Origin of the sequence: Streptomyces sp. KL116D, assembly GCF_030766975.1 — a bacterium.
Classification (GTDB): Bacteria; Actinomycetota; Actinomycetes; order Streptomycetales; family Streptomycetaceae; genus Streptomyces; species Streptomyces longispororuber_A.
Genome location: NZ_JASERH010000142.1, coordinates 371,102 through 385,445, shown reverse-complemented (window position 1 = coordinate 385,445; position 14,344 = coordinate 371,102). Strand labels below are relative to the sequence as shown.

At 70.3% G+C, this 14,344-nt stretch carries 7 protein-coding genes; 2 read left to right on the top strand and 5 right to left on the bottom strand.

Translation table 11 applies throughout. The features are described 5' to 3' along the window. Window positions 1-82: 82 nt before the first annotated feature. From RBJ77_RS56700 to RBJ77_RS56685, 4 genes are all read right to left on the bottom strand, one after another. Window positions 83-2,941, bottom strand: coding sequence for an FG-GAP repeat domain-containing protein (locus RBJ77_RS56700; RefSeq protein WP_372352137.1), 2,859 nt, complete (start codon window positions 2,939-2,941; stop codon window positions 83-85). A 26-nt stretch (window positions 2,942-2,967) separates the two neighbouring features. Beyond that, window positions 2,968-5,550, bottom strand: a complete 2,583-nt coding sequence (locus tag RBJ77_RS56695) for a S8 family serine peptidase (protein WP_372352136.1) — start codon at window positions 5,548-5,550, stop codon at window positions 2,968-2,970. A gap of 183 nt (window positions 5,551-5,733) precedes the next feature. Continuing rightward, window positions 5,734-8,655 (bottom strand): FG-GAP repeat domain-containing protein, encoded by a 2,922-nt coding sequence (locus RBJ77_RS56690; protein WP_372352135.1) that lies wholly within the window; start codon window positions 8,653-8,655, stop codon window positions 5,734-5,736. Continuing rightward, window positions 8,655-11,252, bottom strand: coding sequence for a S8 family serine peptidase (locus tag RBJ77_RS56685; protein ID WP_372352134.1), 2,598 nt, complete (start codon window positions 11,250-11,252; stop codon window positions 8,655-8,657). The genes RBJ77_RS56690 and RBJ77_RS56685 overlap by 1 nt, the downstream gene beginning before the upstream one ends. Window positions 11,253-11,420: 168 nt before the next feature. Between RBJ77_RS56685 and RBJ77_RS56680 the strand changes: the two genes are divergently transcribed. After that, on the top strand, window positions 11,421-12,809 hold the full coding sequence (locus RBJ77_RS56680; RefSeq protein ID WP_372352133.1) for an aldehyde dehydrogenase family protein: 1,389 nt from the start codon (window positions 11,421-11,423) through the stop codon (window positions 12,807-12,809). Window positions 12,810-12,835: 26 nt separating this feature from the next. After that, window positions 12,836-13,918: a Zn-dependent alcohol dehydrogenase gene (locus RBJ77_RS56675; protein ID WP_372352132.1), complete on the top strand. Its 1,083-nt coding sequence runs from the start codon at window positions 12,836-12,838 to the stop codon at window positions 13,916-13,918. Between the two features lie 57 nt (window positions 13,919-13,975). On the opposite strand, the gene RBJ77_RS56670 is transcribed toward RBJ77_RS56675, so the two are convergent. Continuing rightward, window positions 13,976-14,335, bottom strand: coding sequence for a hypothetical protein (locus RBJ77_RS56670; protein ID WP_372352131.1), 360 nt, complete (start codon window positions 14,333-14,335; stop codon window positions 13,976-13,978). Window positions 14,336-14,344 lie beyond the last annotated feature (9 nt).

The window sequence follows — 14,344 nt, the reverse complement described above, 5'->3', positions numbered from 1 at the left end:
AACTGTAACCGAGCATGCTGAGAACCCCCTGAGCGAGGGCCCAGGGGGTTCTCGGCGGATCAGCGGTCCGGCCGCGCGTGCGTCAGGAGACGGAGAACACCGTCAGCTGGCGGATCGCGGTGTACGGGGTGAGGTAGCCGCCGCCGATCAGCTCGGCCATCCGGTTAGTGCCGGTCTGGTCGAAGGTGAGCGAGACGACCTCGTCGACGCCATCGCCGTCCAGGTCGCCGGAGAGGTACTCGCGGCCACCGAGGATGTTGCCGTAGGACATCCGGGAGAGGTAGCCCTCGTCGATCTGCGCCGGGTCCATCAGATCGAAGCCGCCGGCACCCGAACCGAGCAGGTACTGCGTGCCGTTCGGTCCGTCGAGGAAGCCCGAGGTCGAGATGAATCCGGTGGACTTCGCCTGCTGGTCCACCCCGTTGGCCCCGAAGCGGGTGACCGTTCCGGCGGTCGTCAGGTACAGGCCCTTGGCGTCGGTGTACCAGTTGCCGTAGGTCCAGGGGCCGCCGGCCGGGGCGGTGTGCAGCGGCTTGCCCGTGCGGCCGTCCCGGATCTCGACCATCCCGCCGAGGGAGCCGTTGGACTTCTGGACCAGCCAGGCCATGGCGACCGCGTGACCGTCCGCGTACGGGATGGCCGCGGAGGCGAAGGTCCCGGCCCGCATCGAGCTGCCGAAGACCTGCTTCACGTCACCCGGCTGCGGGTCCGAGTCGGTCCATGCGGGCTTGCCGGTGGCTCCGCGCAGCGCGACGGCTCCGCTCGGCTTCTCCTCGGCGACCGGGAACGCGTTGCGGCTGCTGTACTGGGCGTAGACCCGGTGGTCGCCGATGCTGGCCTCACCGAAGACCGAGTTCTCCTCGGGGGCGGTGTACGCCCACAGCCGCTTGCCGTTGCCCCAGTAGGCCTGGACCTGGTCGGTCGGGACCACGATGTCGGCCCGGCCGTCCCCGTCGACGTCACCGGTGGCGACCGTCCACACGAACTGGCCCTTGCCGTCGATGACCGTGCTCACCTTGCCGGTGGCCGGCTCGACGACAGCGGTGGCGGTGTCCGCGGCGACGACCAGCTCGTCCTTGCCGTCACCGTCGACATCGGCCTTGACGATCTTGTGGATCTGGCCGGGGAGGGTGGCCTTCCACAGCACCTCGGGGGTGCCTTCGAGCATCGAGGGACCGTCGAAGGCGAACAGGCCGCGCGACTGGCCGCCCGCGATGACGTCCTGTTTGCCGTCGCCGTTGACGTCCATCAGGACGCCGGACGACAGCTCGCCCTGGAGCGGGCGCAGCGACTTCTGGTCACCGTTGCCCAGGTTGTACTCCCAGAGGTTCTGGTCGGTGTCGACCGTGCGCAGCCGCCACTTGCCGCCGTCCTCGAACGGCTGGGCCCACGCCTGGGAGGCGACCACGCCGCGCTTCTCCCAGTTCACCGACCCGTCCTTGCCCGAGAGCACCGCGAGGCGGGCGTAGCGCGTGGCGCTCGGGTTGATGGCGGCGTTGTACTCCTGGTCGTCCTGGTACGAGGCGACGATCTTGTCGTCGACCGCGGACAGGTTCCAGGCGATGCCGCCGTCCCTGCCGTTGCCGGCGTCGCGCTTGATGGTGCGCTGCCAGGCCACTTCGGCGGTGGCGCCGTCCAGGCTGCGGACGGTGTCGGTGTTGACGAAGAGGTTCGGGTCGAGGGTGATCTCGTTGACCGTGTACTCGGGCTTGCCGTCCCCGCGGACGTCGCCGACGACCAGGGCGGTCGCGAACGCGTTGATCCGGTTGTCCAGCGAGGTGCGGGTACCGGTGGCGAGGTCGTAGGAGGCGATCTCGTACCGGACGCCGTCGCGGTAGTCCGACGTCTCCAGCGCGACGATCCGCTGGCGGGAGGCGTCCAGGCGCAGCTGGCGCGAGTACAGGCCGTCCGTGGCCTTGTTCCACTTGACGCTGCCGTCAGCGGTGTCGATGACGAGCGTGTGGCCGGTGGCCGGGGCGGTGGCGGAGGTCTTGCGCTCGTTCCAGGAGGCGGCGACCAGACCGTCACCCAGCGGCTCCAGGCTCGCCCAGGCGGCGCCGAGGAACTTCCCGGTGCCGTACGACCACGTCTGCGCCGGCGTCAGCCTGCCGTCGGCGTGGTCGAAGCGGATGCCGGTCAGCGTCGAGGTGGAGGCGGAGGACGCCGAGGTGTTGTAGTACGGCGTGTCCGCGACGACGAGGGTCTGGCCGACGAGCTTGATGTTGTAGGCGCCCGCGTACAGCTTCGACCACAGCGTCCTGCCCGTCGCGCCGTCGAGGATCGTCACGAAGGTGCCGGTGTGCAGCGTGCTGTCGCCGTAGACGAACGGCCGGTACGGGAAAGTGCCGACATCGGCGCTGAACGCGAGGTCGGGGACGCCGTCGCCGGTCAGGTCACCCGTCGCGTAGCCGTCGTCGGACGCCGCGCCGAACGCGGTGACCGCGTTGAAGCCCATGGAGATGCGGGCCGGGTACGGCTCCTTGGAGAAGCGCGCGGACAGCGGCGGGAGCTTCCACTCCTGGTAGTAGGAGTTGTTGGTCCGCCCCCACACCTTCTTGCCGTCGGCGGTGCTCCGGGTGATGGCACCCAGGGCGTTCAGGGTGAAGTAGTCGCCGTTCGTGCCCGCCACCGGTGCGGTCGCCGCCATGCCGGTGACGCTCTCGGAGTAGCCCTTGGCGGTGACGGTCGGGGTCGGCAGCGCGTCGGTGGAGGCGCCGGAGTCGTCGCCGGAGGCCGTGTTCGTGTCCGCGTCCGGGATCGCGTTCTGCGGGTCGGACTTCTGGGCCTGGTCGCCGTAGACGTCGGGCTGGATGCGCTCGGCCAGGGTGTCGGCCTGCGCTTCCGTCAGCGTCATGACGCCGCTGTCGTCGTCGGCGACGGCGGTCGCCGGGGCCACGCCGATCACGAGGCCCGCCGCCACCAGGGCGGATGCGAGGCGCACGCCTCGTCTGGAGGTTCTGGTCGTCATCACGCGGCCTTCGGGGTGAAGCGGATCGCGGACAGATCCGTGAGGGCGTTCTGGTTGAAGGAGTACTGGAGGGCGTCGGTGCCCGCCTGGTTCTCGATGCCGACGGTCGCGCCCGAGCCCTGGCCCGGCACCGCCTGGTACTGGAAGGTGACCGCGCCGGTCGCCTCGGAGAAGACCGCCTCGAAGGTCACGCGGGCACCCGAACCGTCGAGGAGCTGCGCCTTGTTCCAGACGACCGCGAAGGAACGCGAACCCTTGGAGCCGGTGGTGGCCGTCTGCACGCTCGACTTGCCGTCGAGGACCAGGTCGTCCCAGAAGGGGGCGACGACGCCGTTGGGCTGCCCGGCGCTCGGCAGGGCGACGTTGGCGTAGTCACCCAGGCGCGGCTGGAGGAAGTTCAGCAGACCGTTGGTCGTGACCGAGGTGCTGGTGTACGAGACGCCGTAGACCTTGACCGGGAAGGGAAGCGAGATGGTCCTCGCGTCCTCGTCACCGGTCAGGGCGACCTTGCCGGAGCCCTTGATCCACGAGTATGCGACCGGGGCACAGCTGGTGCTGCCCGCGTTGTCGGTGCGGTTGGGGACCTGGACGTCCTTGGTCAGGTCGGCGGAGGTGACGGTGGCGGCGCCGGTGTAGTTGCCGTTGCACAGGACCGGGGCGGTGGGCCTGGCCGCGAGGCGGTAGGAGCCCTCGGCGACCTTGGCGAAGGTGTACTGGCCCTTGGCGTCGGTGGTGACGGCGTCGAGCGGGGTGCCGATCAGTTCGACCTTGGTGCCGGGCAGGGGCTTGCCGGTGACGTCGAGGACGGTGCCGGAGACCTTGTGCGAGGCGACCGCGGTCAGCGCGAAGTCCTGGGTGAAGGCCTGGCCGGCGGTGAGCGTGACACCGGTGGCCGTGCCGGCGGCGTAGCCGTAGTCGCTGAAGGCGAAGGTGTACGTACCCGCCGCGAGCGGCAGGCGGTAGGTGCCGTCCGTGCCGGTGGTGACGGTGCGGACCGTGCCGGCGGCGTCGGTGGTCTGCACGGTGACGTTGTTCAGCGCGGCGCCGGTGGCCTTGTCGGTGACCTTGCCGGAGGCGATGGCCGCGGTGTGCGGGGCCTTGTCGACGGAGGCGAGGATGTCGAGCTTGCCCTCGCCCCAGACGTTGTTCATGGCGGCGGTGCCACCGCAGTGGGTGTCGTCGACGTCACGGGCGCCCTCGTCGAGGAGCTTGCGGGTCTCGTCGATGTTGCCGACCAGGGAGGGAGCGGCGGACCAGAGCAGGGCGACGGCGCCGGCGACGTGCGGGGTCGCCATCGACGTACCGCTGATGGTGTTGTACGCCGAACCCGGCCACGTGGACTTGACGTTGGAGCCCGGCGCGGTGATGTCCGGCTTGGCCGAGCCGTCGAGCAGGGACGGGCCGAAGCCGGAGAAGTTCGAGATCTTGCCGGCCGAGTCGTAGGAGCCGACACCGTAGGTCGAGGCACCCGAACCGGGCGAGGTCGTCGTCGAGCAGGTCGAGCCGTTGCCCTCGTTGCCGGCCGCGAACGCCTCGAAGATCCCCGCGGAGTTCCAGGCCGCGATGATGTCCTGGTAGAACGTCGAATTGCCCTTCTCGCCCCAGGAGTTGTTCACGATGTTCGGGGCGAGGTCCGGGCGCGGGTTCTGCCCGTTGTGGTCGGTCGGCGCGAGGATCCACTGGCCGGCCGCGAGCAGGTTGCCGTCCGTGCAGTTGTCGCTCTCGCAGCCCTTGGCGGCGATCCACTTGGCGTTCGGCGCGACACCGATGCCGTTCTTGCCGACCATCGTGCCCATCGTGTGGGTGCCGTGACCGGCGTTGTCGCACGGGGTGGTGCTGGTGGCGCACACACCCGACGGGTCGTAGAAGTTGTAGTCGTTGGTGAAGGTGCCGTCGCCGTTGTTGCCGCGGTAGTTGGCGACGAGGTCCGGGTGGTCGTACTGCACGCCCGTGTCGACGCTCGCGACGACGATGCCCTCGCCGCGGTCCTGGTACTGGTCCCAGACCTGGTCGGCCTTGATGTCGGCGACACCCCACTGAGGGGCCGCGTCGGCTCCGGTGGACGCATCCGAACCGGCCGCCGTGGTACGCGACTTGGTGACCTTCGCGCCGGAGGTCTCGATGTCGTCGAGCTTGAACGTCCGCTGCTTGACGATCGAGGCGACGTCCGAACGCCTGGCGAGCTCGTCGACGAGGTCCTGGTCGCCGGTGACCTGGATGGTGTTGGCGATCCAGTAGTCCTTGTGGCCGACCTTCTCCTTGTCGAGGAAGGAGCGCAACGAGGCCTGGCTGTCGTCGGCGTGGGAGCGCAGCTCCTTGAAGGCGGCCGCCGCCTTCTTGGCGTGCGTCCTCTGCTTCTTCGCGCCGGACAGGTCCGCCTGGTCCTTGAGGACGACGAAGAAGGTGGCGTCGCCCCCCTTGGCCACGGCGCTGCTCAGCGAAGGATCGATCTTCGCGGTGACGGCGGCGGACGGGGTGTCGGCGGCGACGGCCGGCATCACGCCGGCGGCCAGGGCGGTCGCGGTGAACGCGGCCGCGGCCCATGTGGCGGATCTGCGCCGGGGCGGTCTGGGCAGGTGCATCGAGGGTGCTCCTCCAAGAACGGTACGGGGGAGCGCGCACGCTAGGAGCCCGCTGTTACTGAGGAATTACTGCCGAGGTGACAGGGGCACCACAGGGGCATCACAGACGGTCGTCGGCGCGGTGAACGCAAGAACCCCCTGGGCGAGGCCCAGGGGGTTCTCATCGATCAGCGCTGCCGGGCGTCAGCCCTTGTCGATGGTCAGCGTGGTGGCGGAGCGGATCGCCGTGTACGGATTGCTCACCTCGTTGCCGACCAGGTCGGCCGTACGGTCGGCGTTGTACTCGTCGTACGGCAGCAGGACGACCTCGTCCTTGCCGTCACCGTCGAGGTCGGCCACGAAGTGCTCACGTTCGCCGATCGAGTCGTAGCTGGCGACGGACGGCTGGTAGGCGCCGGACTCTCCCTTCAGCACCGCCGGGTCGTACAGCGAGACGAACGTCTCGCCGCTGCGGACCAGGACGCGGGCGCCGTCCGGGCCCGTGGCGAACGAGCCGCTGCGGATCTCGGGCTGCGTGAGCGGGGCGCGGTCCGCGCCGTCGGCGCCGTACGTGCGCAGGGAGACGAGGCTGTTCTCCACCAGGCCCTCGGGACCGGTCAGCCAGTTCGCGAGGGTGGCGTAGCCGCCCGCCTCGGCCTCGTGCAGCAGTTCGCCGGTGCGGCCGTCGCGGATCTGGACCATGTTGGTCAGCTGGTTGGGCGGGAGCTGCTCGGAGTTGCCGCGCACGACGTACGTGAAGACGACCGCGTGACCGTCGGCGTACGGGATGCCGGACGAGGCGAACGTGCCGGCCCGCAGCGGTATGCCGAGGACGTCGCCCTGGCTGATGGCGGGCGCCTTCGGGGTGAACGACCAGGCGGCCGAACCGTCCTTGCCGTTCAGCGCGACTCCGCCCACGGCGACGGGGCCGGTGGGAAGCTGCCCGCGGGTCTGGTACTGGGCGTAGACCTTGCCGTCGGCCGCGGACAGATCGGCGAAGGCGGGGGCGCCGATCTCGGCCGGGACCGCGTACTCCCACTTCAGGGAGCCGTCGCCCTCGTAGGCGCGGACCTTGTCGGTGGCCACGGCGATCTCGTCCTTGCCGTCACCGTCCAGGTCGGAGGCGACGACGTTGCGCACGTACGCGCCGTCGGCGGCCTTGATGGTGGTGAGGACCTTGCCGGTACGCGGGTCGACGACCGCCGTCGCGGAGCTGGCGGCGACGACCAGTTCGTCACGGCCGTCGCCGTCGGTGTCGGCCTTGATGATCTGGACCACCCGGCCGGGAACCGTGGTCGTCCACAGCCGCTTGGGCTTGCCGGACACCATCGTCGTGCCGTCGTAGGCGAACAGGCCGTTGGACGAGCCGCCGAACACGACGTCGTTCTTCTTGTCCCCGTTGATGTCGGTGGCGGCGGTGGCGACGGGGATGCCCTCCAGCGGCTGGAGCGACTTCTGCCTGCCGTTGCTGAAGTCGTAGACCCGGACGTTCTGGTTCGCGTCGACGGTACGCAGCTGCCGGGTGCCGTTCTGCGTGAACGCCTGGGCGTACATGAACGAGCCGACGAGGCCGCGCTTCTCCCACTTCACGGCGCCCTTGGCGCCGTCGAGGACGGAGATGCGCGCGTACACCTTCTTGTTGCGGTTCAGCGCGCCCGCGGAGTCCAGGTCGTCCGTGTACGAGGCGACGATCTTGCCGTCCACGGCCTTCAGGCCCCAGGCGGAGACGCTGTCGCCGCCGGCCTCGGACGGCTTGACGGTGCGGGCCCACAGCAGGCTCGCGTCGTCGCCGTCGAGCGCGCGCACGGTGTTGCTGGACATCGAGGTGCCGTCGAGCGTGGACTCGCTGACCGTGTACTCCGGCTTCTTGCTGCCCTGGAGGTCACCGATCTCCAGAGCGAGCGGGAGCGCGTTGATCCGCTCGCTGAGGCTGGTGCGCGTGCCGTCGGCGAGGGCGTACGCGGCGATCTCGTACTTCACGCCGTCGTTCAGGTCCGACTGCTCCAGCGCCACGACGCGGCCGCGCGCGGCGTCCAGGCGCAGCTGGCGGACATAGAGGCTGCCCGCCTTGTCCCACTTGAGGCTGCCGTCCTTGGTGTCGATCACCAGGGCGCGGCCGTGGGACGCCTGGTCGGCGGCGTAGCGGCTGCTCTGGTTCCAGGAGGCGGCGAGCAGACCGTCACCGAGGGGCTCCAGCGAGCCCCAGGCGACACCGGTGTAGGTGTCGGCGTCGTACGTCCAGGCGTCCTGCGACGTGAGCTTGCCGTCGGCGTAGTCGAAGCGGACGCCGTGCAGCGTCGCCTTGGAACCGGCGGGCGAGTTCAGGTTGTAGTACGCCGAGTCCGCCACCACCAGGGTCTTGCCGACCAGCTTGATGTTGTACGCGGCGGCGTACAGCTTCGACCACAGGGTCTTGCCGGTCTTGCCGTCGAGGACCGTGACGAACGTGCCGTTGGGCAGCTTGGAGCCCGGCGAGACGAACGGGCGGTAGGGCAGCACGCCGACCTCGGCGCTGAAGACGATGTCGTCCACGCCGTCGCCGGTCAGGTCGCCGGTGGCGATCCCGTCGTCGCTGGACATGCTGAACGGGGTGACCGCGTTGAAGCCCATGATGACGGCGGGCGGGTACGGCTCCTTCGGGCCCCGGGTCGGGGTGATCTGCCAGTCCGTGTCCAGGGACGTCGCGTCGCGCGACCACAGCTGCTTGCCGTCGGCGCCGATGCGCTGGATCGGGCTGAGCCCGTTGACGGAGAAGTAGTCGCCCTTCGAACCGCCGACCGGGAAGGTCGCGCCGGTGCCCTGGGCGCCCTCGATGACGGACTTCTTCGTCAGCTTCCACTTGCTGGTCGCGGTGGTGGACGAACCGTCGTCGGCCGTGCCGGTGGTGTCAGCGGCCTCGGCGGTCTTCTTGGCCTCCTCGGCGGCCTGCAGCGGGTCGCCGAGGGTGCGTCCGTCACCGTAGACGTCGGGGGTGACCTGCTGCGACAGCTTCTGCGCCTGGCTGTCGGTCAGCGTCAGCACGCCGTTGTCGTCGGCGGCGTGCACGGCCGGGGACACGCTCATCGCGAGCCCGGAGGCGATCAGTACGGAGGCCAGGCGCAGGCCCCGCCGGTGGATGTTTCTCATCAGGCGCCCTTCGGGGTGAAGCGGATGGCGGTGCCGTCGCTCAGGACGGTCTCGTTGTAGGAGGAGCCGAGGCCGTCGGTGCCGGCCTGGTTCTCGATACCGGTGGACGCCGAGCCGCCGCGCTGCGGCGCCTGCGTGCCGATGCCCTGGTACTGGAGGGTGACGGCGCCGGTGGCCTCGTCGAGGACGGCTTCGAAGGAGACGCGCACCGAGGTGTCGTTGGCCAGGGCGGCGTTGTTCCACACGATGGCGAACTGCCGCTTGCCGGTCTTGCCGGTGACGGCGGTCTTGACGCTGGAGCGCTTGTCCAGGGTCAGGTCGTCCCAGAACGCGGCGATGACGCCGTTGGGCTGCGCGGCCGTCGGCAGCGGCTGGTTGACGTAGTCGCCCAGGCGCGGCTGGAGGAAGTTCACCAGACCGTTGGTGCTCACGGAGGCGCTGGTGTACGTCACGCCGTAGTACGTCACCGGGAACGGCAGGCTGATGGTCGTGGCGTCCTCGTCGCCGGTCAGGCCGGTGCTCGTGGAGCCCTTGATCCAGGAGGACGTGACGGGGGCGCAGGAGTACGTGCCGGCCGCGTCGGTGCGGTTGGGGACCTGGACGTTCTTGGCCAGGTCGGCGGAGGTGACGGTGGCGGCGCCGGTGTAGTTGCCGTTGCAGACGACCGGGGCGGTCGGCTTCACGGCGAGGTTGTAGGAGCCCTCGGCGACCTTGGCGAAGGTGTACTGGCCCTTGGCGTCGGTGGTGACGGCGTCGAGCGGGGTGCCGTTCAGTTCGACCGTGGCGCCGGGCAGCGCCTTGCCGGTGACGTCGAGGACGGTGCCGGAGACCTTGTGCGAGGCGACCGCGGTCAGCGCGAAGTCCTGGGTGGACGGCTGGCCCGCGGTGAGGGTGACACCGGTCGCCGAGCCGTCGGCGTAGCCGTAGCCGCTGAACGTGAAGGTGTACGTGCCCGCCGCGAGCGGGATCCGGTAGGTGCCGTCGGCGCCGGTGGTGATGGTGCGGACCGCACCCGCGGCATCGGTGGTCTTCAGCGTGATGTTGTTCAGGGCCTTGCCGGTCGCCTTGTCGGTGACCTTGCCGGAGGCGATGGCCGCGGTGTGCGGGGCCTTGTCGATGGAAGCGAGGATGTCGAGCTTGCCCTCGCCCCAGACGTTGTTCATGGCGGCGGTGCCACCGCAGTGGGTGTCGTCGACGTCACGGGCGCCCTCATTGAGGAGCTTGCGGGTCTCGTCGATGTTGCCGACCAATGACGGTGCGGCCGACCAGAGCAGGGCGACGGCGCCGGCGACGTGCGGGGTCGCCATCGACGTACCGCTGATGGTGTTGTACGCCGAACCCGGCCAGGCGGACTCGACGTCGGAGCCCGGAGCGGCGATGTTCGGCTTGGCCGTGCCGTCGATCGGGGAGGGGCCGAAGCCGGAGAAGTTCGAGATCTTGCCGGCCGAGTCGTAGGAGCCCACACCGTAGGTCGTGTTCATCGAGCCGGGCGGGTGGGTCGTCGAACAGGTCGAGCCGTTGCCGTCGTTGCCGGCCGCGAACGCCTCGAAGATGCCCGCGGAGTTCCAGGCGTCGATGATGTCCTGGTAGAAGGGGGTGCTCGGGTCGTCGGAGCCCCAGGAGTTGTTGACGATGTTCGGGGCGAGGTCCGGGCGCGGGTTCTGCCCGTTGTGGTCGGTCGGCGCGAGGATCCACTGACCGGCCGCGAGCAGGTCGTCGTCGTAGCAGTGGTCGTCCGCGCAGCCCTTGGCGGCGATCCACTTGGCCTTCGGCGCGACACCGATGCCGTTCGCGCCGACCATCGTGCCCATCGTGTGGGTGCCGTGACCGGCGTTGTCGCACGGACTGCCGTCGGACGGGCAGTTCCCGGACGGGTCGTAGAAGTTGTAGTCGTTGGTGAAGGTGCCGTCGCCGTTGTTGCCGCGGTAGTTGGCGACGAGGTCCGGGTGGTCGTACTGCACGCCCGTGTCGACGTTGGCGATGACGATGCCCTCGCCGCGGTCCTGGTACTGGTCCCAGACCTGGTCGGCCTTCACGTCGGCGACGCCCCAGGCGGGGGTGGTGTCGCCTTCGGCGGCCGTCCTGGTCCCCGCCGCCGTGGTACGCGACCTGGTGACCTTGGCGTCGGAGGTCTCGATGTCGTCGAGCTTGAACGAGTGCCGCTTGACGATCGACTTGACGTCCGAGCGCTTCGCGAGCTCGTCGACCAGGGCCTGGTCACCGGTGACCTGGACCGCGTTCGCGATCCAGTAGTTCTGGTGACCGACCTTCTCCTTGTCCAGGAAGGAGTTGACCGACTGCTGGCTGTCCTCGGCGTGGGACTTCAGCGCCTTGTACGCGGCCGCGGCGGCCTTCGCGTGCGTCTTCTGCTTCTTGGCGCCGGACAGGTCCGCCTGGTCCTTGAGGACGACGAAGAACGTGGCGTCGCCGCCCTTGGCGACGGCACTGGTGAGAGCGGAGTCGATCTTCGCGGTGGCCGCGGCGGACGGGCTGTCGTCGGCAGCGGCCGGCAGGACGCCGGTGGCCAGGGCGGTCGCGGTGAACGCGGCCGCCGCCCAGGTGGCGGATCTCCGCCGGGGCGGTCGGGGCAGGTGCATCGGGGGGCACTCCTCCGGGAACGGTACGGGGAGTTCGCACGCTAGAAAGCCGCCGTTACTGAGGAATTACTGGCAGCGTGACAGGGGTCTCGGGCCGGTCCCTGGCGCCCGAAAACTATCACCGCTAGTTTGGTCGTCGGACGAGCAGCAGGCACCGGGAGGAGAGCCATGAAGGCCCACGAGGGGATGTACATCGGCGGAGAGTGGCGCGCCGCCGCGGGCGGCGACACCATCGCCGTCGTCAACCCGGCCGACGAGCAGGTGATCGGCCACGTCCCCGCGGGCACCGTAGAGGACGTGGACGCCGCCGTGCGCGCCGCCCGCGCAGCCTTCCCCGGCTGGGCAGCGACCCCGCCCGCCGAGCGCGCGGCGAAGATCGCCGCGCTGCGCGACGTGCTCGCGGCCCGCAAGGACGAGATCGCCGAGACGGTCACCGCCGAACTCGGCGCGCCCCTGCCGTTCTCCCAGATGGTGCACGCGGGCGTACCGATCCTGGTCTCCGGCTCGTACGCCGAACTGGCCGCGACGCACCCCTTCGAGGAGAAGGTCGGCAATTCGACGGTCTACTCCGAGCCGGTCGGCGTCGTCGGCGCCATCACGCCCTGGAACTACCCGCTCCACCAGATCGTCGCCAAGGTCGCCCCGGCCCTGGCCGCGGGCTGCACGGTCGTCCTCAAGCCCGCCGAGGACACCCCGCTCACCGCCCAGCTGTTCGCCGAGGCGGTGCACGACGCGGGCATCCCAGCAGGCGTCTTCAATCTCGTGACCGGCATCGGCGCGGTCGCCGGCCAGGCCCTCGCCGAGCACGCCGACGTCGACCTCGTCTCCTTCACCGGATCGACCGCGGTCGGCCGCCAGATCGGCGCGACGGCGGGCGCGGCCATCAAGCGCGTGGCCCTCGAACTCGGCGGCAAGTCGGCGAACGTGATCCTGCCGAGCGCGGACCTGGCGAAGGCCGTGAACGTCGGCATCGCCAACGTCATGGGCAACTCCGGCCAGACGTGCAGTGCCTGGACCCGCATGCTCGTGCACACGGACCAGTACGACGAGGCGGTCGAGCTCGCGCAGGCCGCCGCCGCGAAGTACGGCGACCGCATCGGCCCGCTCGTCAACGCCAAGCAGCAGGCGCGGGTGCGCGGCTACATCGAGAAGGGCGTCGAGGAGGGCGCCCGGATCGTCACCGGCGGCACCGAGACCCCGCACGAGAAGGGCTACTTCGTCGCCCCGACCGTCTTCGCCGACGTCACGCCCGAGATGACCATCGCGCAGGAGGAGATCTTCGGCCCCGTCGTCTCGCTCATCCGCTACGAGGACGAGGACGACGCCCTGCGCATCGCCAACGGCACCGTGTACGGGCTCGCGGGCGCCGTCTGGGCCGGCGACGAGTCGGAGGCCGTCGCCTTCGCGCGCCGCATGGACACCGGACAGGTCGACATCAACGGCGGCCGCTTCAACCCGCTGGCCCCGTTCGGCGGTTACAAGCAGTCGGGCGTCGGCCGGGAGCTGGGCGCGCACGGCCTGAGCGAGTACCTCCAGACCAAGTCCCTCCAGTTCTGAGCCGAGTTCAGGGAGTCAACGAACACATGGTCCGCGCCGCAGTACTGCCCGCCGTCGGTTCCCCGCTGGAGATCGCCGACATCGACCTGCCCGAGCCGGGGCCCGGTCAGGTCCGAGTCAAGCTCGCCGCCGCCGGGGTCTGCCACTCCGACCTGTCCCTGACCGACGGCACCATGCGCGTCCCCGTCCCGGCCGTCCTCGGACACGAGGGCGCGGGCACCGTCGTCTCCGTCGGCGAGGGCGTCACGCACATTGCGCCGGGTGCCGCCGTCGTCCTCAACTGGGCGCCCTCGTGCGGCCGTTGCCACGCCTGCTCGCTGGGCGAGGTGTGGCTGTGCGCCAACGCCCTCGCGGGTGCGGGGGACGTCTACGCGCACCGGTCGTCCGACGGCAGCGACCTCCACCCGGGCCTGAACGTCGCCGCGTTCGCCGAGGAGACGGTCGTCGCCGCGAACTGCGTCCTGCCGGTCCCGGACGGCGTCCCGCTCACCGACGCCGCCCTGCTCGGCTGCGCCGTGCTCACCGGATACGGGGCGATCCACCACTCGGCCCGGGTCCGGACGGGCGAGACGGTCGCCGTGTACGGCGTGGGCGGCGTCGGCCTCGCCACGATCCAGTCGGCCCGCATCGCCGGCGCCTCGAAGATCGTCGCGGTCGACGTCTCCCCGGAGAAGGAGGAGCTGGCGCGGGCGGCCGGCGCCACCGACTACGTCATCGCCTCCGAGAACACCGCCCGCGAGATCCGCGGCCTCACCGGCAAGCAGGGCGTCGACGTGGCCGTGGAGTGCGTGGGCCGCGCGGTGACGATCCGTACGGCCTGGGAGTCGACGCGTCGCGGTGGCCGCACCACGGTCGTCGGCATCGGCGGCAAGGACCAGCAGGTCACCTTCAACGCGCTGGAACTCTTCCACTGGGGCCGCACCCTGTCCGGCTGCGTCTACGGCAACTCCGACCCGGCCGAGGACCTGCCGGTCCTCGCGGAGCACGTCCGCGCGGGGCGGCTCGACCTGAGCGCGCTGGTGACGGGGCACATCTCCCTGGACGGCATCCCCGCCGCCTTCGACAACATGGTCGCGGGCAAGGGCGGCCGGGCGCTGGTGGTGTTCTAGGGGTTCGGTGGCACGGTGGCCCGCCTCCGAGGGGACGCAGGCGGGCCACCGGACCGGTCAGCTGAGGCAGTTGCCGTCGGGCGCCGCCGTCAGGGCGGTCACCGTGTGCGTCACCTCGATCGACTGCCCCGGGGACAGCTTGAAGCCGTACTCCGCGTCGACGCAGTACGTCATGGCCGTGTCGTTCGACATGCTCGTGACCTCGGTGGCGCGGAAGAAGGCGTAGTCCTCCCCTTCGGCGACCGAGACGGTCGGCTCGAAGAGGTCGTTCGTGGTCAGGCAGACGTAGCCGTCGGCGTGGCAGGCGACGACGTCGGACTGCGCGCCGGCGGCGCTCGCCGCACCCGAGCCGAACGCGGCCGAGGCGGTGAGGGTGGCGCCGACCAGGACGGCGCGCCAGGCGTGGTGTCGCAGCATGAGGGATTC